Source organism: Cytobacillus gottheilii (assembly GCF_001636345.1).
Classification (GTDB): domain Bacteria; phylum Bacillota; class Bacilli; order Bacillales; family Cytobacillaceae; genus Cytobacillus; species Cytobacillus gottheilii.
This window is the reverse complement of record NZ_KV440945.1, coordinates 2,657,292-2,684,233: the sequence shown is the minus strand read 5'-3', so window position 1 is coordinate 2,684,233 and position 26,942 is coordinate 2,657,292. Positions and strand designations below refer to the sequence as shown.

Annotated in this window: 23 protein-coding genes and 1 tRNA gene; 20 read left to right on the top strand and 4 right to left on the bottom strand. The window is 38.4% G+C overall.

Annotation, left to right across the window (positions count from 1 at the left end; translation table 11 throughout):
• Nucleotides 1–870 precede the first annotated feature (870 nt).
• A complete protein-coding gene (locus tag A6754_RS12985; protein WP_066446261.1) occupies nt 871–1,314 on the bottom strand; it encodes a DUF6376 family protein in 444 nt (147 codons plus the stop codon).
• 172 nt (nt 1,315–1,486) lie between these two features.
• On the opposite strand from A6754_RS12985, the gene A6754_RS12980 reads away from it, so the two are divergent.
• Entirely contained in the window at nt 1,487–3,235 is a 1,749-nt protein-coding gene (locus A6754_RS12980) for an ABC transporter transmembrane domain-containing protein (RefSeq protein ID WP_066446260.1), read from the top strand.
• A gap of 4 nt (nt 3,236–3,239) precedes the next feature.
• Complete coding sequence (locus tag A6754_RS12975; protein WP_066446258.1) at nt 3,240–5,036, top strand: ABC transporter ATP-binding protein; 1,797 nt, start codon at nt 3,240–3,242, stop codon at nt 5,034–5,036.
• Between the two features lie 54 nt (nt 5,037–5,090).
• On the opposite strand, the gene A6754_RS12970 is transcribed toward A6754_RS12975, so the two are convergent.
• Nucleotides 5,091–5,252: an aspartyl-phosphate phosphatase Spo0E family protein gene (locus A6754_RS12970; protein ID WP_066451629.1), complete on the bottom strand. Its 162-nt coding sequence runs from the start codon at nt 5,250–5,252 to the stop codon at nt 5,091–5,093.
• Nucleotides 5,253–5,632: 380 nt separating this feature from the next.
• Here A6754_RS12970 and A6754_RS12965 point away from each other — a divergent pair, with 380 nt between their 5' ends.
• From A6754_RS12965 to A6754_RS12955, 3 genes are all read left to right on the top strand, one after another.
• Entirely contained in the window at nt 5,633–6,340 is a 708-nt protein-coding gene (locus A6754_RS12965; RefSeq protein ID WP_066446253.1) for a cytochrome c biogenesis CcdA family protein, read from the top strand.
• Nucleotides 6,341–6,538: 198 nt separating this feature from the next.
• Entirely contained in the window at nt 6,539–6,898 is a 360-nt protein-coding gene (locus A6754_RS12960; protein ID WP_066446250.1) for a response regulator, read from the top strand.
• Between the two features lie 147 nt (nt 6,899–7,045).
• On the top strand, nt 7,046–7,528 hold the full coding sequence (locus A6754_RS12955) for a CcdC family protein (RefSeq protein WP_066446248.1): 483 nt from the start codon (nt 7,046–7,048) through the stop codon (nt 7,526–7,528).
• Between the two features lie 104 nt (nt 7,529–7,632).
• On the opposite strand, the gene A6754_RS12950 is transcribed toward A6754_RS12955, so the two are convergent.
• Nucleotides 7,633–8,058 (bottom strand): DUF2621 domain-containing protein, encoded by a 426-nt coding sequence (locus A6754_RS12950; RefSeq protein ID WP_066446246.1) that lies wholly within the window; start codon nt 8,056–8,058, stop codon nt 7,633–7,635.
• 236 nt (nt 8,059–8,294) lie between these two features.
• Between A6754_RS12950 and A6754_RS22805 the strand changes: the two genes are divergently transcribed.
• The 8 genes from A6754_RS22805 (at nt 8,295) to ltrA (ending at nt 19,832) form a co-directional block, all read left to right on the top strand.
• A tRNA-Sec gene (locus tag A6754_RS22805) sits at nt 8,295–8,391 on the top strand.
• Between the two features lie 233 nt (nt 8,392–8,624).
• Entirely contained in the window at nt 8,625–9,716 is a 1,092-nt protein-coding gene (locus tag A6754_RS12945; RefSeq protein ID WP_066446239.1) for a nitric oxide synthase oxygenase, read from the top strand.
• A 237-nt stretch (nt 9,717–9,953) separates the two neighbouring features.
• Nucleotides 9,954–11,477 (top strand): DHA2 family efflux MFS transporter permease subunit, encoded by a 1,524-nt coding sequence (locus A6754_RS12940; protein WP_066446234.1) that lies wholly within the window; start codon nt 9,954–9,956, stop codon nt 11,475–11,477.
• A gap of 530 nt (nt 11,478–12,007) precedes the next feature.
• Nucleotides 12,008–14,035 (top strand): lipoteichoic acid synthase, encoded by a 2,028-nt coding sequence (gene ltaS / locus A6754_RS12935; protein WP_066446230.1) that lies wholly within the window; start codon nt 12,008–12,010, stop codon nt 14,033–14,035.
• Between the two features lie 63 nt (nt 14,036–14,098).
• Complete coding sequence (locus A6754_RS12930) at nt 14,099–14,710, top strand: class I SAM-dependent methyltransferase (RefSeq protein ID WP_066446227.1); 612 nt, start codon at nt 14,099–14,101, stop codon at nt 14,708–14,710.
• Nucleotides 14,711–14,810: 100 nt separating this feature from the next.
• On the top strand, nt 14,811–15,836 hold the full coding sequence (locus tag A6754_RS12925; RefSeq protein ID WP_066446224.1) for a VanW family protein: 1,026 nt from the start codon (nt 14,811–14,813) through the stop codon (nt 15,834–15,836).
• A gap of 403 nt (nt 15,837–16,239) precedes the next feature.
• Nucleotides 16,240–17,952 carry a methyl-accepting chemotaxis protein gene (locus A6754_RS12920; protein WP_180320223.1) on the top strand — a complete coding sequence of 571 codons (1,713 nt, stop codon included), beginning with the start codon at nt 16,240–16,242 and terminating at the stop codon, nt 17,950–17,952.
• A 620-nt stretch (nt 17,953–18,572) separates the two neighbouring features.
• Nucleotides 18,573–19,832, top strand: coding sequence for a group II intron reverse transcriptase/maturase (gene ltrA, locus A6754_RS12915; protein WP_066446222.1), 1,260 nt, complete (start codon nt 18,573–18,575; stop codon nt 19,830–19,832).
• 272 nt (nt 19,833–20,104) lie between these two features.
• Here ltrA and A6754_RS12910 read toward each other — a convergent pair whose 3' ends face one another.
• On the bottom strand, nt 20,105–20,377 hold the full coding sequence (locus A6754_RS12910) for a phage holin family protein (protein WP_066446219.1): 273 nt from the start codon (nt 20,375–20,377) through the stop codon (nt 20,105–20,107).
• Nucleotides 20,378–20,535: 158 nt separating this feature from the next.
• On the opposite strand from A6754_RS12910, the gene A6754_RS12905 reads away from it, so the two are divergent.
• The 7 genes from A6754_RS12905 (at nt 20,536) to A6754_RS12875 (ending at nt 26,915) form a co-directional block, all read left to right on the top strand.
• A complete protein-coding gene (locus A6754_RS12905) occupies nt 20,536–20,754 on the top strand; it encodes a DUF1659 domain-containing protein (RefSeq protein WP_066446217.1) in 219 nt (72 codons plus the stop codon).
• Between the two features lie 37 nt (nt 20,755–20,791).
• Nucleotides 20,792–21,010, top strand: coding sequence for a DUF2922 domain-containing protein (locus tag A6754_RS12900; RefSeq protein WP_066446214.1), 219 nt, complete (start codon nt 20,792–20,794; stop codon nt 21,008–21,010).
• A 164-nt stretch (nt 21,011–21,174) separates the two neighbouring features.
• Nucleotides 21,175–21,312 (top strand): YvrJ family protein, encoded by a 138-nt coding sequence (locus A6754_RS12895; RefSeq protein WP_066446212.1) that lies wholly within the window; start codon nt 21,175–21,177, stop codon nt 21,310–21,312.
• A gap of 203 nt (nt 21,313–21,515) precedes the next feature.
• The gene (locus A6754_RS12890) at nt 21,516–21,716 is read left to right on the top strand and encodes a cold-shock protein (protein WP_066446209.1); all 201 of its coding nucleotides are present in this window, start codon (nt 21,516–21,518) and stop codon (nt 21,714–21,716) included.
• A 256-nt stretch (nt 21,717–21,972) separates the two neighbouring features.
• Nucleotides 21,973–22,554: a DUF421 domain-containing protein gene (locus A6754_RS12885; protein WP_066446206.1), complete on the top strand. Its 582-nt coding sequence runs from the start codon at nt 21,973–21,975 to the stop codon at nt 22,552–22,554.
• Nucleotides 22,555–22,635: 81 nt separating this feature from the next.
• The gene (locus A6754_RS12880; protein ID WP_066446204.1) at nt 22,636–23,781 is read left to right on the top strand and encodes an exonuclease SbcCD subunit D; all 1,146 of its coding nucleotides are present in this window, start codon (nt 22,636–22,638) and stop codon (nt 23,779–23,781) included.
• Nucleotides 23,778–26,915, top strand: a complete 3,138-nt coding sequence (locus tag A6754_RS12875) for an SbcC/MukB-like Walker B domain-containing protein (RefSeq protein WP_066446201.1) — start codon at nt 23,778–23,780, stop codon at nt 26,913–26,915. The genes A6754_RS12880 and A6754_RS12875 overlap by 4 nt, the downstream gene beginning before the upstream one ends.
• The last annotated feature ends 27 nt before the right edge of the window (nt 26,916–26,942 follow it).

Below are 26,942 nucleotides of genomic sequence, written 5' to 3'. Positions count from 1 at the left end.
AGATGTGTTTATCTAATCCTTTTCTAAAAATGAAACGATGGCGAAGAAGACTTATTCCTGCTATAGATATGATAGATCATTCTTTATCGTTAATCTTTCATTGGCTTGACTTTCAAAATTTGCACAAAAAGACTACTTATCCTGCTGAGATAAAATTCAGGATAAGTGGTCTTTTTTGCGTTAACTAGAGTAAGGACCAGCTGCACAGCAAATTCGCAGCTCAGTTCCAAGAAGATATTTTTGTTCGAAACCCAAATCTGTATTTGAGGGATCGAAACACTCGAGCCTTGGCTCTGATATATAAACTTCTGAAAGTCTCGCAACTCCGCTCCGAAACCCATCAGTTCTGAAAATCTCGCAACCCAGTTTCGAAACCGAAAACATCTGAAAGACTCGCAACCCAGTTTCGAAACCAATACCTTCTGAATGACTTGCAACTCAGTTTCGAAACCAATAACTTCTGAAAGTCCCGCACCCCAGTTCCGAAACCGATACCTTCTGAAGGTCCGAAACCCAGTTCCGAATGCAATACCTTCCGAAAGTCCCGCAACCCAGTTCCGAAAGCAATACCATCTGAAAGTCTCGCAATCCAGTTACGAACCCAGTCCGTTCTGGGATCTCGCACCAAATATCTATATACAGCTTTGAAAAATTTGCAATTAGGTTGTGCATTAGAGTAAATTTTCCAGAAATAAAATCTTTCAAAGAATCCCATTGCCAAGTTCGCCATATAACATTTTTAAAGAAATACCCTTGGACATGAAAAAAAACTGAAAATGAGTTTTCAGCTTTCATTTACCTGAGCAATTAGCGATGGCTCGCTTAGTACAAGGTAAAGGAGAATGATGTTTGATTGGTCACAGTTTAATCTTAAAGACCTAAGTCCTCAATTCTTGTAAAGAGTTCGTTCGCTTCTTGAATGGTTGTAAATAGTTCAGAGTTTTCAATATTGGAAATCACGAGGTTACCATTGTCTAACAGGGTATTGATTTCTGCCAATAAAGCCTCGTTTTTCTGAACAAAGTCTGCATGCAGCTCTTCTGCTAATGAGGGAATGTCAGTAAGCTGAATAAATTCTTCAATTTCTGTTTTAACATGCAGAAGCTGTTCTTCAAGTTCAGTTTGAACAGCAGAATCCGTTACTGCCTCCTGAAGCAATTCTGGTGCTTCTTCGGCAAAGGAATTTAGTGTCTCTATATGTGCAGTTGCTTCATTTATATAGTCTAACGAATTGTTTACTTCCCCTAAAAATGAACATCCGCTTAAAACTGCTGCTAGGATACTGATGAACAAAAGTTGTACGAGTCGTTTCATTTTACCCGCATCCTTTCAATGAATTTCTTGCTATCTTATCTTACGGTTGAGCAGGGAAAAGGTTTCAGGTTGTTACCGACAAACAGCTTTTGGATTTAAATTTAATCTTTCTTATTTTTTAAATATTTGATAAACTAAGTTGGTTATTATGGAAGAACGTGGGGGACAACATATGAGGGTTTTTACGGATTTAATGTGGTTTTTTAAACAAGAAAAAAAGGCGTATATTACAGGTATTATCTTACTATTATTTGTGGCGGTTCTTCAGCTGGTTCCGCCGAGAATTGTTGGTATTTTCGTTGATCATATCATTGGTCATACGCTCACTGCTGAGACTATTCTTTTTTGGATCGGTGTTTTGGCAGTTTGTGCACTTGCCATGTATGTGCTGCGGTATTTTTGGCGGATCATGATTTTTGGTTCATCTGTTAAGCTTGCCAGGCTGCTGCGGAACAATCTTTATCACCATTTTACTAAGATGTCCCAAGCTTTCTATCAGAAGAAACGCGTTGGTGATTTAATGGCACATGCCACCAATGATTTATCGGCCATTCAGCAGACAGCCGGTGCTGGAGTATTAACATTAGTTGATTCTTTGGCTACAGGAGGAGCTGTAATCATTGCTATGGCAGCAACGATCAGCTGGAAGCTCACTCTCATTGCGCTGATTCCAATGCCGTTAATGGCGATTTTAACCAGCTGGTATGGAACATTGCTTCATAAACGTTTCCACAAAGCACAGGGAGCTTTTTCAGATTTAAATGATAAAACACAGGAAAGTATTTCTGGTATTAAGGTCATTAAAACATTTGGTCAGGAAAAAGAAGATATAGAAGATTTTCGCAAACAATCTGAGGATGTTGTAAATAAGAATATATCAGTTGCAAAGGTGGACGCTTTATTTGATCCGACCATCAGCATTATTGTGGGTGTGTCTTTTTTTCTATCCATCGCTTTTGGAGCACGATTTGTTCTTGCAGGGGAAATCACAATTGGAGAACTTGTTTCTTTTACAACGTATTTGAGTCTTTTGGTATGGCCAATGCTTGCGTTCGGATGGCTGTTTAATATTGTAGAGCGTGGAAGAGCATCATATGACCGTGTTAGAGCATTATTGGCAGAGAAAGTAGACATTCAAGAAGATGCAGATGCCAGCTCAGAGGTACCGAGCGGAAACCTTCTTTATCAGATTGATTCTTTTACATATCCGGGAGCCAATGTTCCCGTCCTTAAAGATATTCACTTTGAACTAAAAAAGGGGCAGACTTTAGGAATCGTAGGGAAAACAGGTGCAGGCAAAACAACTTTATTAAAACTGCTTACACGGGAATTTGAAGGGGAAAAGAGTGAGATTCTTTTTAATAACCTTTCAATTAAGAAATATAAACTCGACAGCTTGAGGGCAGCGATTGGATATGTTCCGCAAGAGCATTTTCTATTTTCCACTACTGTTGCCCAGAACATTGCTTTTACAAGTCCAAAGATAGATACGGAACGAATCTATGATGCTGCAAGGATATCTCATATTCATGAGGATATCCTGCAATTTACAGACGGATATGAGACGGTCGTAGGGGAACGTGGCGTTTCGCTTTCAGGAGGACAAAAGCAGCGGATTTCAATCGCCAGGGCTCTGTTGATGAATCATGAAGTTCTAGTGCTGGATGATTCGTTATCAGCAGTTGATGCTAAGACCGAAGAAGCAATCTTAAGTTCATTAAAGGAAGAAAGAGAAAATAAAACAACGATCATAACGGCTCATCGTTTAAGTGCCATTCAGCATGCTGATCTAATTATTGTATTGGATGGAGGAACCATCATTCAGCGCGGAACACATGAAGAGCTGATGGAAATAGAAGGCTGGTATAAAACAATGTTTTTACGTCAGCAATTAGAAGAACTTGTGGAGTACGGAGGGTAGCGAGATGGAAAAAATACCAGTTTTAACAGGGAAAGAACAGAGAAATATTTTATTTCGTTTACTATCCTATACAAAACCGCATAAAAAAACAATTATCCTTGCCTTTCTCCTTCTGCTGGCAACAACGGCAGGAGATATTTTAGGCCCAATTCTAGTGAGTATTTTCATCGATGATTATTTGCGTCCTCAGAATCTGGTTGCGGAACCATTAATTATACTTGGGACTGCATATTTAGGTCTTCAAGTCATGAACTTAATTGTTTCTTATTTTCAGCTGCTGAAATTCCAGGAAATCGCTTTGAAAATCATACAGCAGCTGAGAATTGATGTCTTTAGTAAGGTACAGGCTCTTGGGTTAAAATATTTTGATAAAACACCTGCGGGCAGTATTGTCTCACGTGTTACAAATGATACTGAAGCGATAAAGGATATGTTTGTCAGTGTCTTAGTGACCTTTATTCAAGGCGGATTTCTGCTGGTTGGGATTTTTATTGCTATGTTTATCCTGAATGTGAAGCTTGCCCTAATCTGCCTTATTATATTGCCGCTTATTTTTATGATAATGGCAGCATATCGGAAATACAGCTCCGTTTTTTACCAGGATTTGCGTGAACGGCTCAGTCAGCTGAATGCCAAGTTAAGTGAATCATTGCAGGGAATGGCTATTATTCAAGTTTTTAAGCAGGAAAAAAGAATGCGGGACGAATTTGAGGAAATCAACGAAGCGCATTATAAAGCAGGAATACGCAATATAAAGATTGATGGATTGCTGCTTCGTCCAGCCATCGATCTTGTTTACGCACTTGCTTTAATCATCGTGTTAAGCTTTTTTGGTTTTGATTCGTTAAATAGTCCAGTTGAAATTGGCGTTATTTATGCGTTTGTTAGTTATTTAGATCGTTTTTTTGAGCCTGTTAATAATATCATGCAGCGCCTGTCTATGTATCAGCAAGCGATTATTGCGGCATCACGCGCTTTTAAACTGCTTGATGAAGATGAGCTTGCTCCTGATCAGTCTGATAACAGCAGTTTGCAAGTTACAGATGGTGAAATAGAATTCCGCAATGTCTCATTTTCATATGATGGCAAACGGGATGTTCTAAAAAATATTAGCTTCAAAGCCAAACCTGGAGAAACGGTGGCACTTGTTGGTCATACAGGAAGCGGAAAAAGTTCAATCATTAATATGATGATGAGATTTTATGAATTTGAGCGCGGAGATATTTTGGTAGACGGACAATCCATTAAGCATTACGGAAAAGAAGAGCTCCGCAAAAAGCTCGGCCTTGTCCTGCAGGATCCATTCCTTTTTTATGGAACTATTAAAGATAATATTAGTCTATATAATGATGGACTATCAGATGAAGAGATTAAAAAGGCAGCTGAATTTGTCCAAGCGCATCACTTTATTCAGCAATTAGAGGACAAATATGATCATAAGGTAGTAGAGAGAGGGTCAACATTTTCCAGCGGTCAGCGTCAGCTAATTGCTTTTGCCAGAACCATTGCATCTAATCCAAAGGTTTTGGTTCTAGATGAAGCGACGGCTAATATTGATACTGAAACAGAAGAAGCCATCCAGTTTGCGCTAAACAAAATGCGAAAGGGCAGAACAACAATTGCAATTGCCCATCGATTATCAACGATTCAAGATGCCGAACAGATTCTGGTTCTCCACCAGGGGGAAATAGTTGAAAGGGGCAATCACCAGGAGCTGCTTTCCCAAAGAGGGCTTTATCACAAAATGTATTTATTGCAGAATGGGTCAGCGGAAATTGTGGAAGATGCAGTAGGAACTTAATAAGGTAAATAAAAATAAAAAGAATGCAGGGTGCCATGAGAGGTGACCTGCATTCTACGCTTTTTTTAGAAAGGTTCGATTGTATTCATTTAATAAGGCATCCAGCTCTTGACTAAATTTAATAGCATCCGTAGAATTTAACCCGTTTGACATGGCTACTTGAATTAATTCTGAACGTTTTTTTTCGATTAATGCAAGCAATTCATTTTTATTCACGGCTGGAAATCCCTTCATATCAATTTCACCTTTAGCAAATAGTACAGACATCACAAACCACCCATGTAAAACTCAAGAAATTGTCACAAAAATTGTTAGCTCCTATCTAGTATAACGAATGTTGGTAATTAATTCAAAAGAAACTTTTGTAAAACTTTAGGATGTCTAAACAAAATAACATTAGTTACATACTTGAAACATAGAAATATATGGACATCTATTTAGAGAATGGGTTAGAATTACGGGTAGCTTACATGCTGAAATTCTGTGTTTTTTTGAGCAATGGTGTTATGACATAAATTGTTCACATTTAAACCTTACTATTCTTGGTGCTTTTGCTAGAATAGAACATGATCACTATATGATCGGGAGTTGTTACGATGACAGATATTAATTTATTTCTTGCCTTGGGTGCAGGTTTTTTAAGTTTTATTTCACCGTGCTGTTTGCCCTTATATCCTGCTTTTTTGTCCTACATAACCGGGATGTCTGTAGGGGAATTGAAAAATGATAATGCTATGCTGCAGAAGAGAAGCCTTTTTCATACTATAGCCTTTTTAATTGGTTTTTCTATCATTTTTATTGCACTCGGATTTAGTTCTACTTTTATTGGTGAGTTTTTCAGAGAGTATAATAACCTGATCAGGCAGATTGGCGCAATATTTATTGTTGTGTTTGGATTAATGATTGTCGGTATTATCAGTCCAGAAATTTTAATGAAGGAAAGGCGTTTTGAATTTAAGAACAGACCAGCGGGATATTTCGGTTCTGTCTTAATTGGTCTTGCTTTCGCAGCTGGCTGGACACCATGCATGGGGCCAATCCTTGTATCAGTTATTGCGTTAGCGGCAACAAATCCTGGTTCCGGTATATTTTATATGATTGCATATACATTAGGTTTCGCTGTTCCATTTTTTGTTATGTCGTTTTTTATTGGCAAATTGCAATGGATTAAAAAACATAATGTAAAATTGATGAAAATCGGCGGATATATTATGATTGTTATGGGGATCATTTTATTTTTTGATTGGATGACAATGATTATTTCCTATTTCACTGCTTTAACAGGCGGATTTAAAGGGTTTTAATAGGGCTTAAAAGTGAGTGAAAAACCACTGACAATAGTAAAATTGAACATTCAGCTTATACATCCGCAAAAATTGTCGGTTACTTTGAATTGATATTTTTGATTAAATTAGGTATATTGGATTATGTAATTCTCAAGTAGACAGCTGTATTTTACATATAATTGAACTTACCGTCGCCGTATCGAGGGGGAAACACCAATGGCAAAGATTTTAATAGTGGATGATGCGAAATTTATGAGACTTACGCTTTCAAACATATTAAAAAAGGCGCAGCATGAAATTGTAGGCGAAGCGGAAACGGGATTAGAAGCAATCAATCTTTACCGTAAACTGCAGCCGGATCTTGTAACCTTAGACATCACAATGCCTGAGATGAGCGGTCTTGAAGCAATGAGAGAAATTAAGAAGGAATTTCCTGCAGCTAAAATCATTATGTGCTCAGCAATGGGGCAGCAGAAAATGATCGTGGAAGCAATTGAATCAGGCGCAAAAGATTTTATCGTTAAGCCATTTGACGAATCACGCGTTTTGGATGCGGTAGAAAGAGTTTTAAATTGAATGAACACTGAATCGGCATCTTTTGAAGGTGCCGTTTTTTTCATTTTCAACTCTAAATTCGTAATTAATTCTCATAATAGATGACTCATTCTATTAACATGAGATATAATAAGATAGTCAAAATTATAGAAAAAAGGATGTCTCTGTATGAACATGGTAGTTGTTTCTTCTATAGGTGCAGTGCTCATGGCCATTTTTGCTATGTTTATCCGAATGAAGTCTGCTGAAAAACCTGCTTCAGCTAGAAAAATTATTTTGCCGCCATTATTTATGAGTACTGGTGCGCTAATGTTTATATTTCCTGTCTTCCGTGTGACTCCAATTGAAATACTGGAAGCCATCTTAGTAGGTATGTTATTTTCAATCTTATTGATTAAAACATCTAAATTTGAAATTAAGGAAAACGATATATATTTAATCCGCTCTAAAGCATTTATATTCATTTTAATTGGATTACTTGTCATACGAATTGCGGCAAAGTCCATTTTAAGCGCATCTATTGATGTTGGCCAGCTTGGAGGTATGTTTTGGATTTTAGCCTTTGCTATGATTGTACCTTGGCGTATTGCGATGTATATCAATTTTAAGAAGCTGCAGAACACTCTTTTATTAGGGAAAAATGCGGTCTGATAAGAAGAACGGCTTATTCGCATCCGGTAATAGATTGTCCTTCTTCCAAATTAAACAAAAAATGCTCCAGCATGTGCCGGAGCATTTTTTGTTTATACATTTGATTAGAATAAATGTTCATAAGGGACTGTACTAATTCGGCTTTCATCCAGTTTTTTGCGGAGAAATTTATGATCCCTTTTTGGTGTTGCTAAAATATATCCTCGGATAACCAAATCCTGATTAATCACTTTTGCTTTCTCTTTTACAGCAAGTTCTCCTATTTTTCCAGCGATTTTCTGGCGTGCTACATCCCTAAATAACTCTGGAACGGGACTGACAAGATCCTCTAGCAGCTCTTTTTCATCTTGCTTCCATAAATGCTTTGTTTCCATTACAAAATGTTCTTCCCAATCCATATCGGACTTGCCGTCTTCTTTTGGCAAGCGCTTTAAAAATTTTCGGAACATAAAAAAGCCGCCAATCGCAAATGACCCGAGTAAAACGATAATCCAAAATAAAATAAACCATAAAAACCAGCCTTCAAGCATTGCATTCACCTACACTGAAATATTCTGATCCTATTATAAACCTTGTTTTACTATCAGACAAGAAGCCATTCCAGCACATTCATTATATTCAGTCATTTGAGTGTTCATAAGAATGTAACAATTAAATAGAAACAACAAGGTATTTACTATTGAAAGATAACGAAAAACATAGTACCATGTTACAGTATATCGACGAAATATAATTTAAGAGCTTACATATTCTCAACTTTAGAAATGGGGCTGAATGGGGTACTGGTGTCCCCCGTGGTCTTCAAAACCATCTGTGACCGCCGTGAGCGGTCAGCTGGGTTCGATTCCCAGGCGGTCCCGCCAGCAAAGCTAATAATACTATATAAAATAAGGTAAACTGCTGACTATAGCAGTTTTTTTTGTAGAAAATTGAATTTATGAATAGCAACGCAGATTATGTTTGAAAAAGCGTTTTATTTTAGAGATTCAAATTGAGACATTAGCTGTCCTTTTATTTTTGCCATGCATCAAGATTTCTTAATATCAGTAAATTCTATGAGTATATATATGAAGTATCATTAAAAGGAGGTTCACTCTTGAGTAATGAACTAAAAACAGAGGCAAAAGAGTTTATTCACCTCTGTTATCAGGAACTTGGCAAAAGCAGAGAAGAAATTGAACTTCGTCACCAGGAAATCGAAAAGAGTATTGATCATACAGGTACATACAATCACACTGCTGAAGAGTTAACTTATGGAGCAAAACTGGCATGGCGAAACAGCAATCGCTGTATTGGCAGGTTATTTTGGGAACAGCTCACGGTCATTGATAAAAGAAACATTGAAAATGAAGAGGAAATGTTAGCTGCTCTCATAGACCATATTACTTACGCAACAAATGAGGGAAGAATTCGTCCTACCATTACGATTTTTCCTCAAAAGGAGAAAAACCAGGCTTTCCGCATATGGAATCATCAGCTGATTCGATATGCTGGATATGATTCAGAGAAAGGTATAACCGGCGATCCTCATTCCGCTGCATTCACAAAGGAATGTATTCAGCTTGGCTGGAAGCCTAAATATGGTATGTATGATGTCCTGCCAATTGTAGTTCAAATCAATAATCAGACGCCAAGATGGAGAGAAGTCCCTCTTGAGCTTGTTAAAGAAATAGAGATAGAGCATCCAGAGTATCCGGAATTTCGAGATTTAAACTTAAAATGGTATGGAGTACCGATTATTTCTGAAATGAAGCTGGAGATTGGCGGCATTGAGTATAGTGCAGCTCCTTTTAACGGCTGGTATATGGGCACTGAAATTGGTGCAAGAAACTTTGCTGATATTGAACGGTACAATGTGCTGCCACAAGTTGCTGAGTTGCTTGAATTGAATACTAAAACAAATGCAACTCTATGGAAGGATCGAGCACTAGTCGAGTTAAATGCAGCTGTACTCTACTCTTACAAGAAAAATGGTGTCAGCATTGTGGACCATCATACGGCCGCTAAGCAATTTAAGCGGTTTGAAGAAATAGAAGCCGATCAGAAAAGAGAGGTTACAGGAGACTGGACATGGCTTATACCGCCAATTTCCCCGGCTTCTACCCATATCTTTCATTCTTCCTATGATAATAAAATTAAGAAGCCAAATTACTTCTATCAGAAGGCACCTTATGCTAATCATTCATGAAAGACCTAATAAAAACTCACCTTTTTTTAAAATGGTGAGTTTTTTGCTTTTCACACTATTAAAAGGAGAATTCCAGGGAAAATGGTTAATAATATCTCTATAAAGTCAGAAAAAATAAATTTAGGAAATCGAAGAAATTTTGATTGCATAAAGTGATTGAGTGTTATATGATATTGCCTATGATGTAGAACAAAGGTACAAATTAATGTACCAACAGTACAATAAGAGGTGAAAACAATGGAAGAAAAACACAATTCAAACACACGGCCTCCGTACGGCATTATTGCAGTTTTAATGATTGGTGCATTTATTGCTTTTTTAAATAATACACTGCTAAATATCGCCTTGCCGTCTATTATGAAAGATTTAGAAATTGGACCAACAACTGTGCAGTGGCTAACGACTGGCTTTATGCTCGTCAATGGAGTATTAATTCCGATGACTGCGTTTTTAATTCAAAAATATTCAGTGCGCAGATTATTCTTAGTTGCCATGAGTTTATTTACAATTGGTACTTTAATATGCGGAATCGCCGATGTATTCCCAATTTTGCTTTCAGGAAGAATGCTGCAGGCATCAGGTTCGGCTATCATGATGCCGTTATTAATGAATGTAATGCTGGTTAGCTTTCCAATTGAAAAAAGGGGAGCGGCTATGGGGATTTTCGGTCTGATCTTAATGGCTGCACCTGCAATTGGGCCAACACTATCTGGCTGGATCGTTGAAAATTATGATTGGAGAATGCTTTTCCACTTTGTAACCCCAATCGCAGTGATTGTATTGCTAATTGGTTTCTTCTTATTAAAAGATAAGAAAGAAAAAGTGCATCTTCGTTTGGATATTGTATCTGTTATCCTATCGAGCGCAGGATTTGGCGGGATTTTATATGGATTCAGCTCTGCAGGAAGTAAAGGCTGGGATAGTCTGCATGTTATTATTCCACTGGCTGTCGGAGTGGTTTCACTCGTTACATTTATTATCCGTCAGCACAAACAGACTGTTCCAATGCTGAACTTTGGCGTTTTTAAATTCCCGATGTTTGCATTATCTTCTGTTATAACAATGACAATGAATATGGCTATGTTCTCAGGAATGCTATTAATACCTATTTATGTTCAAACCATCCGTGGTATTACGCCATTAGATGCAGGCTTAATGATGCTGCCAGGTGCATTGGTTATGGCGTTAATGTCACCTATAACTGGACGTTTATTCGATAGATTTGGCGGTCGTGTATTAGCGATTATTGGATTAGCAATTACCGTAGTAACAACATATTTCTTCAGTAATTTAACGATGGATATCACATACACGCAGCTTGTCATCATGAACTCTGTTCGTATGTTCGGGATGTCAATGGTGATGATGCCAGTTTCAACAAACGGGCTTAATCAGCTGCCAACGAAGTTTTATCCGCATGGTACTGCGATGAACAATACCTTAAACCAAGTTTCAGGTGCGATTGGGACTGCTTTGCTTGTCACAATTATGACAACACAAAGTGAGAATTATGCAAAAGATCTCGCAGCGGATGCTATGCAGCAAAGCGGCGGTGCTCAGCCTACAGCTGAAGCAGCAGCTCAATTGCAGCAGCAAATTACGATGCAAGCTACACTAGAAGGCATTAATGATGCATTCCTAGTGGCGACTGGAATTGCGGCAGTGGCTTTAATTTTAGCTTTCTTCATTAAACGTTCTAAACAGGCAGAAGAACCAGCTGAAGAACCGCAGAAGTTTTCGCCAAAATTAGCTAAAAACTGATAGTAAATCAGGTTGAAAAGTAAGTAATTCAGACTATGTTTAACCCGAACAGTTTAGACGATTTATTGATTATCTGTCTATTTGTTCGGGTTTTTTATATGTGAGCCAGCAGACTTGCAAAAGCAGAAAACCGTCCTTCTGTGTGATGAGAGCATACTCAGCCTGACGAAACCACCAGCATCTCAGGACGCCGATTTTGTCGAATGGAAATGATTGGACAATCCAATAATGCTGTTTTATACTAAATATCTCCAGTTCCTTATCCATTGTATCGTCTAAGCAAGAGTTTGGGCACAATACAAGTATCGATCAAGCGTTTGGAAATTGTTCATCTGGTATTGCAATATTATTGATAAATTTCTGTCTAATTGGAGATACTTGACTTAATAAAAAAACGGAGTATAGTTATATAACTGTGGTCATTGTTTTGACACAGGATAAAATAACCATTTATTGGTTAGGGAAGTTAATCATATATAAAATAGAATGCTAATATGCTATAATAGTGTGCTAGAAGGTAGGTGCAAGAAATGAACAACATGTTGAGTAAAGGTCAAAGTATTTTCAGCAAATATATTGGCTTTTTCTTTTTAGCTGTGTTCTTCCTTTGGATGAAAACATATTTTGTACAATTAACACAATTTGAACTTGGTATAGAAAATACACTTCAAAAGATTTTGTTATTTTTAAACCCGTTAGGATCTTCCATTTTGTTCTTGGGGATTGCTTCTTTTTTTAAAGGGCGCAAAAAGTATATAACCTTAATGGTGCTGTACTTCTTTATGTCGTTTTTACTTTATGCGAATACTGTTTATTACAGATTCTTCAACGACTTTATTACACTGCCGACTTTAACGCAGACTCAAAACTTTGGAGATGTCAGCAGCAGTGTATTATCATTGCTTAGACCATATGACCTGTTATTCTTTGCAGATTTTGCATTTTTATTATTAATGCTTGTGTTTAAATTTGCGAAGATTGAAATGAAGGATATGAGCCGCCGCAAAGCTGCAGCAGTATTTTCACTGGCACTGGCGATTTCATGTGCAAATCTTGGCTTAGCAGAAACAGATCGTCCGCAGTTATTAACAAGAGGATTTGACCGTAACTATATAGTTAAGTATTTAGGTATGTACAACTATACAATTTACGATGCAGTTCAAAGCACAAAAGCTTCGGCACAGCGTGTAATGGCCGACAGCAACGATACGACAGAAGTTGTAAACTTTACGTCATCGAATTATGCAGAACCTAATCCAGAGTACTTTGGCATTGCTGAAGGCAAGAATGTCATTTATATTCACCTTGAATCTATTCAGACGTTCCTTATGAATTATGAACTGCATGGTGAAGAAGTAACACCATTTTTAAATTCATTAACTGAGGATAAAAATACTCTTTACTTTGATAACTTCTTTCATCAGACAGCACAAGGAAAAACAGCTGATGCAGAATTTATCCTTGAGAACTCTTTATACGGACTTCCGCAAGGATCTGCATTTACAACAAAAGGGATGAACACTTATCAATCAGCTCCAGGGATCTTAGGTCAGAAAGGATACTCATCTGCTGTATTCCACGGTAATTCTGGCACATTCTGGAACCGTAATGAGATTTATAAATCTTTTGGATATAATCACTTTTTTGACAGCAGCTACTATGAACTGAATGAAGAAGATATGGCTGATTATGGACTTATGGACAAGCCGTTTTTTGAGCAGTCTGAACAGCTGCTTGAATCATTGCCACAGCCTTTCTATACAAAATTTATTACTGTTTCACACCATTATCCATATCCATTAGCTGAGGATAAAGCAACCATTGCTCCTCACACCACTGGAGATAAGTCAGTGGATAATTACTTCCGTACAGCTCGTTATGCGGATGAAGCTTTAGAAGAGTTTTTCAATTATCTTAAAGAATCAGGGCTGTATGAGAACTCTGTGATCGTTATGTATGGCGACCACTATGGAATCTCAAGCAACCATACAAAGGCAATGGAAGAAGTGTTAGGTCATGAAGTTGGCGCATTTGAACAAACTGGCCTGCAGCGTGTGCCGTTATTCATTCGCGTTCCAGGAATGGAAGGCGGAATAAATCACGAGTATGGCGGTCAGATTGACTTGATGCCTACACTGATGCATTTACTTGGTGTAGATACAAAAGATTATCTGCAATTTGGAACAGACTTATTGTCAGAGGGACATGACGATGTCATACCATTCAGAAATGGTGATTTTGTCAGCTCAACCATTACGTCGATTTCAGGTAAATACTATGATTCCAAAACAGGTGAATTGATTGAAGATGAAGCTCGCCTAAAAGAAGCTGAAGAAATGCAGGCGGTTGTTGAGAATAAGCTTGCGTTATCTGACAAGGTCGTTAACGGAGACCTCCTTCGTTTTTATGAACCAGAAGGCTTTGAAGCAATTGACCGTTCTCAATATAACTATACTGCTCCTGAGGATGACTCCGAGCCTTCTAATGAAAATGAAGAGCAGACAGATGAAACATCCACAGATCAAGAACAATCAAGTACTGAAGAAGATACAGAATAAGCAAAAGGCTGCCTTACATAATGGGCAGCCTTTTCCATATGATAAAGATAGGGGAATACAAATATGTTAAAGGAAGAACAGTATGAAGCAAAACTAAATATTTCTACATCAGATCAGCAGCTTAGTGTTATTTCTTCATTTCATTATCACCGCTATGAGCCGACGCCTTATCGTGCCCTAGATGAATTGTTTAAGCATTATCAGCTTTCTCCTTCTGATCATTTAGTTGATTATGGCTGTGGGAAGGGCAGATTAAATTTTTATACTCATTTCCATTTTCAAAATGCAGCGACAGGAATTGAAATGAATAAACAATTTTATCAGCAGGCACTTTTGAATGCCAATAGCTACAAAATGAAGAAAGCTAAATCGAGTGGTAAAATACACTTTGAATGTACATTAGCAGAGGATTACAAAATCCTTCCTTCTCAAAATCGTTTTTACTTTTTTAATCCTTTTACTGTGCAGATCTTTATAAAGGTGGTCAATAATATCTTACTTTCAGCAGAAGAAAGCTGGCGAGATATCGAATTGATTTTTTATTATATCGACAGTGATTATGTGGATTTTCTAGAAAAACATCCATGTTTTGAGCTAAAGCAGGAAATAGATTTATCTGCCTTGTTTAAGAAAAATCAATATGAACGGTTCCTAGTTTATAAACTGGTTCTTTAACTTTTTAGAATGAAAAAATCTTTATAAACTCTTACATATCTTTCCTTTTCGGCCCATACATATAAATGAATCTAAATTTTACATGTATGCAGGGGGAAACATGAAGCAAAAATGGAGTTTTTACAGCTTAATTGCAGTTCTCGGATTAGTCATTCTCAGCGGGTGTTCAGGACAGGAAACCAGGGAAGAGGAATTAAAAAAGGAAATTGTTCAGCTTGAGGAAAAAATTGAAGATTTAGAACGTGCCGCACAGCCAAAATCAGAGCAAAAGGAGGAGTTAGAAACGGAGGCTGAAAAACCTCGTCATATTTCAATCATTGATCCAAATACAGAAAAAGAAATTAGAGTAATAGATCCTGAAGAATTAGGCTATAGTGAAAATCAGGAAGCCTATGTAAAAGAATTAAAAAAGTGGGCGAAAGAGCTGGCTCGAGGCACTGATGAAAAGAGTGGTTATGATCAGCGCATATATCCTGATAAAATGGGTGCTGATGGGCAAATCATTAAAGGAACACCAAGAGTTATTCTTGAAGAAGAAGAACTTGTCGAACGGATATTAGCTGCCTCAGAAAAAGGCGGTGAGGTAGAGCTTCCTTTATATACGACAGCAAGCGGCTATGCTGAGGAAGACGCCAGCAAATTAAATGAGGTTGTCATTGCTTCCTATACAACACATTTTAATCCTAATGTGGCAGGAAGAACAAAAAATATTGAACTCTCAACAGAAGCAATTCACCAGGTTATTGTCGGTAAGGATGATATTTTTTCATTCAATACAACAGTGGGTCCAAGTGACGAAGCACATGGTTATCAGCCGGCTGAAGAAGCTGTAAATGGCAAACTTGTTATGGGTATTGGCGGAGGGATCTGCCAAACTTCTTCGACCTTATTTAATGCAGTTGATCAATTGGCTGTTGAATATGTTGAAAAGCATAATCATTCAGTTACGGTTGGATATGTGCCAGTCGGAAGAGATGCAACTGTTTCTTATGGAGGTCTTGATTTCCGCTTTCAAAATACAGCAGGTGCCCCTTTTCTAATTCATACTGTCATGGCGGATGGGCAATTAACAGTAGAAATCCGTACAGCAAAACAATATGAAAGCATCCTGAAAAAACAAGTGTAAGTCCAATGTTAAAAAAATAAAGAAATGATGATTATACCTAGGGATGTTTGTCCAAGCCAGTAAAAGGATCATGCATACAATAACATTGTAAGATCTCCTCCCTAATAGATCTTTGGTCTGCATAGTGGCCGCTGAACTCTAAGAGTTTGGCGGCATTTTTTTTACAATAAAATAGATAAAAAGAGCAACTCACGCCTTTTGCTGAGAAAAATGATTCAGCAAATTATTTAATTCAGCTTTAACCCTGTCAGGTTGTACTTCGTTAACTATTTCCTTTTACATAACAAACATTTTAGCCATTCTATGAAATAGGCTAAAAGTAGCTGACGTTTAGCCCTATTCTATGGTAACTTATAAGTATAATATCCTATTTACACCTACTATTCGACACGAGAGGAAGAGGATGATGAAAAAAGGAAAGAAAATGAAAATGACTGTAGCGAAGAAGCTGCTGTTAGGATTTTTCATCGTATTTCTGCTATTTGGTATTGTAGCGGGATTATCCAATTATGAGCTTGAACATGTAAATAAACAGTACGAAGAAATTATTGATAATCGAGTGCCGGTTGCACTGACTGTAAAAGATTTAAAAATAGACTTATATAATCAGGCGAATGGTATTAATGGCTATTTGCTCACAGGGGATTCTTCTTACCTGGAAGACTTTGAAAGTGCCCGCAAGAGACTAATTCATTACATAGACGTTTTAAAAGAGAGTGCTCACCATCAGGAATCACAGCAGCTGGTTGAAGAAATCGATGCACTGCATACACAATTTTACGAGATTGCTGAAGAGCAAATCACATTAAAAATTCAGCAAAATGAAGCTGCTTATATGGAATTGGCAGAAACTTCTGCAAAGGAAGCTGGAGAAGAATTTATCACTACAGCAGACAGCTTGGTAAAAGTTGAAGAGAATCTGCTATCTGAACAGACGGAGGAAACTGCTGCAGCTGTCAGAACAATACAGATGATTGTGCTTTTAAGCAGTATTGGTGCAATTATTCTTGGTGTTATTGTTGCTTATTTCATTGGCGCATCCATATCTAAACCAATAAAACTTGCCGCAAAAACGATTGATTTGGTTGCTGAGGGAGACTTAAGCCAAGGGAAAATAAAGGTTAAAAACCGCGATGAAATTGGAAGCTTTATTACATCTTTAAATAAAATGGTACATGAACTAAGATTGCTAGTTGGACAAGTTAGGGATACTTCCAGTCAAGTAGCTGCCAGCAGTGAAGAAATGGCAGCAAGCTCAGAACAAAGCACACTTGCTTCGGAGCAGGTTGCGCACATTTCGCAGTCAAATGTAGCAGAAACAGAACTTCAGCTGAATCAATTTCAAGAAATTTCCCTATCTGTTGGTGAAATGTCATCTGGTATAAAAGAAATATCACAAAGCAGTGAAAAGATGTTATCTGCGACAGAGAAAGCAACTGAATTGACGGATAAAGGTACAGATGCTGTAAAAAACGTGGTACAGCAAATGAAGGATATCAACACATCTGTTGGAAATGCTACTCAATATATAACGGCCCTAAAAACTCGTTCTGAAGAAATCAGCAATTTCGTTGGAATGATTACGTCCATTGCCGATCAAACGAACTTATTAGCGTTAAATGCAGCGATTGAGGCAGCAAGAGCTGGTGAACATGGCAAAGGTTTTGCTGTTGTTGCAGATGAAGTAAGAAAGCTGGCTGAAGAATCAAAGAAATCTGCAGATCAGATTCAGCAGATGGTAGATCTCATTCAAGGAGAAACAGAGCAGGCTGTTATTGCGATGGAAGAAGGAAATGCCCAAGTTCATGAAGGACTGACAGATACAGAGAATGCCAATGCTGCCTTTTTGGAAATATTTACGTCCATTGGAGATGTCATTGAAAGAGTGGCAGAAGTCAATATATCAATTGAAACGTTATCGGAAATTAGTGATAAGATTAACGAGCAAATCATTACAATCAAAGATATATCTGAACGCAATGTTTCTTCTGCTCAAGAAACGTCCGCAGCAACTGAAGAACAGCTGGCAACAATGGAAGAAGTTGCAACTTCAGCAGAGTCATTAGCGAAATTGTCTGAAGATCTGCAGACCGTTGTTTCACGTTTTAAACTATAACTGCTTTTGTTTAAACAATAATATAGAAGCTGGAAAAAGCATCTCTGGAGGGGTGCTTTTTCCTTTCTGGTGCGCCCGGCATGGGTGCAATCTATAGGGTGCAAGTCCCGAGCCACGAAGGCAGTAGTAGTGGTTAGCTTAACGCAAGGGTGTCCGCGGCGACGCGGAATCTGAAGGAAGCGAGCGGCAAACCTCCGGTCTGAGGAATACGAACTTCATACAAGGCTAGGTATCATTGGATGCGTTTGCCAGACAAAACAAAGTCCTTACTGCCGAAGGTGGTACAGAGTAAAGGGAGCAGATAGATGGAGGGAAAGATTGTACTCTTACGCGGGGAGGTCTGGTTGGTACGCCAAGTACACTTGGTAACCTATCTAGAAATAGATAGCTGAACAACCAGAAGTCAGCAGAGGTCATAGTACCTTACCTACTCGAGACGGTAAGGGAAGGACTGAACAATTAGGAAGAACGAGAACTAGGCATACAATTCCTGTGTAGAAGCAGACAAGCCGAAAGGACTTACTTGAAGGAGGAAGTGGTGAATCCACAGGGGACTTCATGAGGGTGGAGCAGGAATAACATAATTAGACTTCTACGTTCACGTCGAAAGGAAATATCACATGTTAATGAATCTGATTCTGTCACGGGAAAACTTAATAGAAGCACTTAAACGTGTGGAGAAGAACAAAGGAAGTCACGGCATAGATGGAATGTCCGTAAAATCCCTACGAAGACAGCTCTATGAAAACTGGGACACCCTATGTGACTCTTTAAGGAAGGGTACCTATCAGCCTACCCCAGTCCGTCGAGTCGAAATCCCGAAACCGAACGGTGGAGTAAGATTACTAGGAATACCGACCGTGACAGACCGGTTCATTCAACAGGCAATTGCCCAAGTTTTAACCCCACTTTTTGACCCAATCTTCTCAGAACATAGTTATGGGTTCAGGCCAAGCCGAAGAGGCCATGACGCTGTTCGTAAAGCAAGGGGATACATAAGTGAAGGTTATAGGTGGGTGATTGATATGGACTTGGAGAAGTTCTTTGACAAAGTGAATCATGATAAGTTGATGGGGATATTGGCAAGCAGAATCCAAGACCGATTGGTCTTGAAATTAATACGGAAATATCTCCAAGCAGGAATCATGATAAATGGTGTAGTCTACGATGCAGAAGAAGGAACACCACAAGGAGGCCCCCTGAGCCCTCTTCTTTCGAATATCCTTTTGGATAAGCTTGATAAAGAGTTAGAAAGGAGAGGTCACAAGTTTGTCCGCTACGCCGATGATTGTAATATCTACATGAAATCGAAGAAAGCTGGAGAACGTGTGATGAACTCGATTACATGTTTTATTGAGCAGAAATTAAAGCTCAAAGTGAACAGGGATAAATCAGCGGTTGACCGCCCGTGGAAACGAAAGTTCCTTGGCTTTAGCTTTACGATTAATAAGAAACCGAAGGTTCGAATAGCCAACGAAAGTATTAAAAGGCTTAAAGCTAAAATACGAGAGTTAACCTCCCGTTCCAAATCCATTTCCATGGAAGGTAGAATTGAGAAACTAAATCAATATCTAACGGGATGGTGTGGATATTTTGCATTAGCCGATACACCTAGCAAATTTAAAGAATTTGATGAGTGGATTAGGAGAAGACTTCGTATGATTGAATGGAAACAATGGAAGAATCCGGGGACAAGAGTAAGAAAACTCAAGGGCTTAGGTGTTCCAGACCAAAAGGCATACGAATGGGGAAACTCCAGAAAGAGATATTGGAGAATAGCCTCTAGTCCGGTTCTAAACAAAACCCTCAATAACTCTTATTGGAGTAATCGAGGGCTCAAAAGTCTATATCAAAGATATGAATTTCTACGTCAAACTTAATTGAACCGCCGTATACCGAACGGTACGTACGGTGGTGTGAGAGGTCGGGGGTTAGTCACCCCCTCCTACTCGATCAATGTTTTTCTCTATATTTACATTGGTTAAGGTGAAATTATCTTTTTAAACAATTCATCCCCTTATATATCCTTCTAGTTCTCTTTAGTATCGATATCCATGTCAGATCCACAATTAATTATTCTTTTCTATATGTAGCCAATATGCCAGCAGCAGCTGGCATGATCAATTGGCAGAAAGCTGATTTTGTTCCTTCCTTACTTCTTTTGTTTTCTTATCAGGCCTCCTTCCAAAGTCTGTTTCAACATTTGATGCCCAAAAACAGCTATACCAGCAGCTATAATCCCATTTACCACTGACTCGTACGTAAAGCCATGAGCTAGACTTCCAATCGTGATTGAACATAGAAATAAAATCCAAATAATCGTCCAATCCGGGATAATAGGGGTATTTTTTAAAGCAGCTCCAATAACCCAAAGAGCCGGTATTAGCATAACGTATTTCTGGTTCAGGAATGTTAATAAGTCCATCAAACCACCTCCTTTGTCCGGCTTCTATATATCTTATGAAAATGTGATAGAATGGCTTGTTTTATTAACCTGAGCGAAATGAATTAAAAAACTTTTGCCTGCTACCTGTCCTTTCTACTGCTTTTTATTTATATAGAAAGTGAAAGGAGGTGATGGCAATGGCACAAGCACTTATGGTTGATACCAAGTTAAAGCTTGCGTTTGAAACAGGTTTGAATGAAAAAGGAGAACCGATCCTTAAATCCAAAACTTTTTCAAACATCAAAAAAGAAGCTACAGCAGATGGTTTACTATCCGCAGCACAAGCTGTAGGCACTCTTACCGACACTCCAATCGTTTCAATAACAAGAAACGACAGCTACACAATCGTAGAATAATGACCAACTTTAAACAAAAGAAGGGAGGGAAAAAGGCATGGAAAAGACATTGGAGCTTACCTTTCTGACAAACCTAGACAAGCAGGCCAGAATTTCAATTGATCAGCCGAAAGAGCCGATCGATCCAGATGCAGTAAGAGCAGCGATGGAGCAAATGATTTCATCAGATGTATTTCAAGGCAGCAATGGCAGCTATGTGGCTGTAAAAGAAGCTAGATTAGTAGAACGCACTGTAACATCCTATGAATTTGTCTAATTGCAGAAGAGGCCGGCAGGAAGTCTGCTGGCCTTGTTTTAATATGAACTATTTTTTAGCATGAGAATGAAATTTCGTAAAAAGAGTCTAGCTTCTCCAATGCTTCTCTATTGATGAAATGAACGCTCACAAATTTCTAATAAAAAGGAAGGGAGGGTAATAAGATGGATGAGATTTCCCAAATTATTAGCGATGTTGGTTTTCCAATTGTAGTAACCTTATTCTTACTAAATCGGATCGAAGCAAAGCTTGATGTTGTCGTCAACTCAATCCAGAGCTTGCCTGAGAAAATGAAACAATAGAGGAAAATAGAGGGAACGGAAATTGTTGACATATTTTAAGTATAATGCTAAGTTAAGAATAGCCGTTCTGCATCGTGTTATACTTTTTAGCAACTTTTCCGTCTCTTTAAACAAGGTTAGGAACAGTAGTATAGGTAAAGCATAATCGTTGTAAATGGTGATTAAAGATGGCTAATGGTTTAGTCAATAGGAGGATTTTTTTTATGAAAAACGGTAAAGTAAAATGGTTTAATGCTGAAAAAGGATTCGGCTTCATCGAAGGCGAAGACGGAAACGATGTATTCGTACACTACTCTGCTATTCAAACTGAAGGCTTCAAGTCTTTAGATGAAGGTCAAGAAGTATCTTTCGAAGTTGTTGAAGGTGCTCGCGGACCTCAAGCTGCAAACGTAAACAAACTATAATCGCTAACTAACCAAGCAGCCCTGGCTTTTGCCTCGGCTGCTTTTATCATTTCACTTATAATCCTCAAAGAAACTCTTCCCATTTCTGTATAATTTCCTTTATCAATCCAAAAAATAGAATACTCAGCAATGAATTTTTAAAAGTAATAGGCTATGTCTTGTCTAGAAGCAATCTTTTTCACACTAAATCACATAACAGATGCCACTCTCAGTTTATAGGGGAGTCTGCGTCAATTTTTAAGAAAGGTGATTATTCATGAACTTTGCTCTTGCAGCCCTCATAATGGTTTTTGCTGGTGTACTTCTTTTAAGACTGGCTGGCAGAAAATCGATTTCGCAGATGACCCTTGCAGAAACGGTTGTCATGATCTCCATCGGATCGATCATTGTTAAACCTATTGTAGAACAAAGCGTCTGGAAAACAGTCGTTGCCGCAGGGATTTTTGTGGCAGCCCTTGTCTTCATGGAAATTGTACAGTTAAAATTTAATGCAGTTGAAAAATTTATTACAGGCAAGTCAAAAGTTATCATTCAAGATGGCATCATTGATATTCATCAGTTGAAAAAATTGCGCATTTCTGTTGATGAGCTGGAGATGCGCATTCGAATATCGGGTATAAATAAGATAGAGAACATAAAAACAGCAACACTGGAACCTAATGGACAAATTGGTTATGAGTTAACTGATGAAGCCAAGCCTCTTACTGTTGGCGAATTCAAAAGGTTAATGGGACTTACAGCTCAAAACCCTATTGCCGATCAGACACCTCCAGGGGAATTATTTGCAGAATTAGTAAATGGTGAACATAAAAATCCTCATCCTTCGAAATTAAAATAATTAAAATAGAACAAATATTCCTATCCCCATTTTTGATTTGTTATAATAGATTCTAATAATAGGGAATGGGGAGGAAAGGCAATGAAGTTTATACATACTGCTGATTGGCATTTAGGGAAGCTTGTGCACGGTGTATATATGACAGAGGATCAGCGCTACTTTTTAGAGAGAATTATTGAAGTTGTCGAAGAAGAAAAGCCGGATGCAGTTGTCATAGCAGGTGATTTATATGATCGCTCTGTTCCTCCAACTGAAGCGGTTGAATTGCTGAATGAAGTATTATTTAAGATTAATGTAGAGCTAAACACTCCGATTGTTGCTATAGGAGGCAACCATGACAGTGCTGAACGCCTTTCTTTTGGTAGCTCTTGGTATAAAAAAAGCCACTTTTATTTGGAAGGGAAGCTGCAATCAGACTTTCAGCCGGTCACTATTAACGGTGTGAACTTTTATTTAGTTCCATTTGCAGAACCTGGTATGGTGCGGCACTTATTTGATGATTCAAGCATTCACTCCCATGATGATGCAATGAAACGAGTGGTAGGAGAGATTGAAAAAAACATCAATCATGATGAACCAAATGTATTGATTGGACATGCCTTTGTGTTAGGCGGAAAAACAAGCGATTCGGAGCGTACATTATCTGTTGGCGGTTCAGGCTGTGTGCATGCTGATGTATTTTCACCTTTCAGCTATACGGCTTTAGGGCATTTGCATAGCCCAGACGCAATCAAGCATGATACAGTCCGCTATTCTGGATCTCTCTTAAAATATTCTTTTTCTGAATCAAAGCAAAATAAATCTATATCCATTATTGAAATGAAAGAAAATGGAGAATTTGAGCTTCGCACACGCTCGATTCAGCCTAAAAAAGATATGAGAGAAATCGAAGGACACCTAGAAGAATTACTAGATCCTTCTTTCTATGAAAAAGAAAACATAGAAGATTATTTTAAAATTAATCTATTAGATGAGGGAGCTTTAATTGATCCGATTAACAAGCTCCGACAAGTTTTCCCAAATGTTCTTCATTTAGAGCGAAAAATATCTATAACTGATATGAAAAAGAAATCATCTTTTACATCTATTAAGGATGGAAAAAAATCTGAGCTCGATTTATTTCAGCAATTTTATGAGGAAATGACAATATCTCCTTTTACAGAAGAAAGAAAAGCAGCGATCGCTGATGTTATTGAAAAAGTACGGAAGGAGGAAGCATTGAAATGAGACCGCTAAAATTGACTATGCAAGCCTTTGGGCCGTACGCAGGAAAAGAAGAGATCGACTTTACACAACTCGGATTGAGAACAATGTTTGTTATATCAGGTAAAACAGGAGCTGGCAAAACAACCATTTTTGATGGAATCAGCTTCGCGATATATGGTAAAGCGAGCGGCGAAGATCGTAATGGCAGTGATCTGCGGAGCCAATTTGCACTTAACAGTATAGCAACAGAAGTGTCACTTGAGTTTTCACTCAGAAATAAAACGTATTTTATCTCGAGATCTCCTCAGCAAATCAAGAAAAAAGAACGGGGCGATGGAACAACTACGGTTGGAGCAAAAGCTGAACTTTATATCTATGACAAGGACGGTAAATTGCAGCTCCTCGCATCAAATGTAAGAGATGTAGATGAAAAAATTAAAGAAATTATGATCATTGACAGCAATCAATTTCGGCAAATTTTAATGATTCCACAGGGAGAGTTCCGTAAACTTCTTACGTCGGACAGTAAGGACAAAGAATTGATTCTGCAGCGCCTCTTTCATACAGAACTATATAAAAGAATGGAAGAAGTTTTAAAAGAAGAAGCATCTCAATTGAAAAAGGCAGTGGAAAAAAGACTTGATGATCGATCACATGCAATTCAGCAAATACATGCATCTTTTTCTGATGAACTTAAGAATTACCTCGACGCAGGAAGCACAAATGATGTTGTAATCCTTCCACTCCTGGAGGAAGAAATATCCTTCATGGAAGCTGCTCTAGAGCAGCTCATAAAAGCAGGCAAGACAGAGCAGGAGAAACGAAACAAACTACAGCAAAAGATTTATGAAGCAGAAAATATCGTCAAGCAGCTGGAAACAAAAGAAAACCTGCAGAAGCGTAAGATCGAGTTGGATGGTTTAAAAACATCTGTTGAAGAAAAGGAAGCCGAGATTGCGCTTGCGCATAAAGCGGCTATTTTGGAACAGCAGGAAGAAATATGTCATATGCTAAAGCGCGATTTAGATGTGGCCGAGCAGGAGCACAAACAAGCCGAAACCCGTTTTACAGATTTATCCCAATTGCTTCAAAAACATCAGGAATTATGGACAGCGGAACAGAATAAGGAAGAGGAAAGAAAAATTGCTCAGGAAAACGTCAATCGCTTAAAGAATATTCAAGAGGATATCTATTCTTTTGCAGCTGTAGAGGCTGATGCAATGGAAGCAAATAAAAATCTCCAGCAGTTAAAAGAGAAGCGTTCCGAGCTTGAGGAACGCCAAAAACAAATAGAAGCCAAACTTGAAGAATTAACTGCAGAAAAAGGTAAATTGGAACAAAATCAGCTTCAGTTTATACAAAATGAGCATATCATCGAAAAGCTTAACAATGAGCTGCAAAAGCTGCATCAGTTTAAAAATCAATCTGATCGCTATCATGAAGCAGAGCGAATCCATAAAGAAAAAGAAGAATTTTATACTCAAACAAAACGACAGTTAGATGATGCAAAAGCAACTCAAGAAGCTTTAGAAAACACGTGGCTTAAAGGCCAGGCTGCTGTGCTGGCTGGGAAACTTGCTGATGGAGAGGCTTGTCCTGTTTGTGGTTCAAACCATCATCCGGTGCCTGCACATGCAAGCGGCGAAGTTCCAACTGATGAAGATTTAAAAGCTGCCAAGGAAAGGCTGGTCAAAGCGGAACAGCAAAAAGGGCAGGCTGAGTCTGCATTTTATCAGGCACAATCGTCCAAGCAAGCGATCTTTGATACGTTAAATGATTTAGAAGAGGACATACGAAAGCATTCTCCTGACTATCAGATGGAGCAGCTGCCATCTCTTTTTCGAACAGCTAAAGATAAGCTACAGGAATTAACACTTACACAAAAAGAATTCAGCAACGAAAAAGAAAGACTTTCTCTATGTGAAAAACAGTTGAAAAATGGTGAAGAAGCGAAGAAAAATCTTCAACACGAACTTCAATCCACCGGAGAAAAAGTCAATGAAGCAACTATTCTGTATACCGAAAAACAAACAGAGCTGACTCGTATGACAGGAAAAATCCCAGCTGAACTGCGATCCGTACAGCTTTATCAAAAACAATTACAGCAAGCCGAGAATGAACTGCAGCAGATGCTCAAACAGCTTGAAGCAGCACAAAAGATGCATCAGGAGACACAGTCAAAGCACGCTGCAGAAAAAGCCAGATTAGAGCTGCAGGAGAAAAACGCTGTTCAAATCCGGGAAAAGCTAAAAATTGAGCGCAATCTATTTGTTGAAAAAATGCAAAAACAGGGCTTTAAAGTATATGGAGAGTACAAACAGGCAAAGCGTACGGAACTGCAGCTACAGGATCTTGACAGCTTCATCCGCAATTATAGAGAAGAGCTGCGTTCTGTCACAGACAGAATATCTGAGCTTTCAGAGCTCCTTCACAATGTTGAGGCACCTGATCTTGAGGCAATGAGAAATCAGCTGAAGGAATTGGACGAGCAAATCTCGATTCTTCAGGAGCAATATACCGCGTTAACGATTAAAAAGAGAGATAACACAGCAACCAAACAAAAGATCGATGAGATTAATGCTTCCATGAAGGAATTGGAAGAGCGCTATCAGCTTATTGGCCATTTGTCTGACATTTCAAAAGGTCAAAATACGTACAGAATCACATTCGAACGTTTTGTTCTTGCGGCCTTTTTAGATGATATTTTAAGGGAAGCCAACAGCCGTCTGACAAAAATGACGAGCGGACGCTATGAATTGCTGCGCAAAACAGACCGCTCAAAAGGAAATGTTCAAAGCGGACTTGAACTGCTTATTTATGATCAATATACTGGACAGGAAAGGCATGTGAAAACATTGTCAGGCGGAGAAAGCTTTAAAGCATCTCTTGCGTTGGCACTTGGCCTGGCTGATGTTGTTCAAAACTATGCAGGCGGGGTTTCGCTTGAAACCATGTTTATTGATGAAGGCTTCGGCACACTTGATCCTGAATCATTAGATCAGGCGATCGAATCATTAATTGATATTCAAAGCAGCGGCCGTCTCGTAGGCGTGATTTCCCATGTGCCGGAACTAAAAGAAAGAATTGATGCAAGATTAGAAGTAACTGCAACCCAAACAGGCAGCAAAACGCAATTTTTATTGAAGAATCATTAAGCTTCTAATCTAAGGAGAGACGCTGAA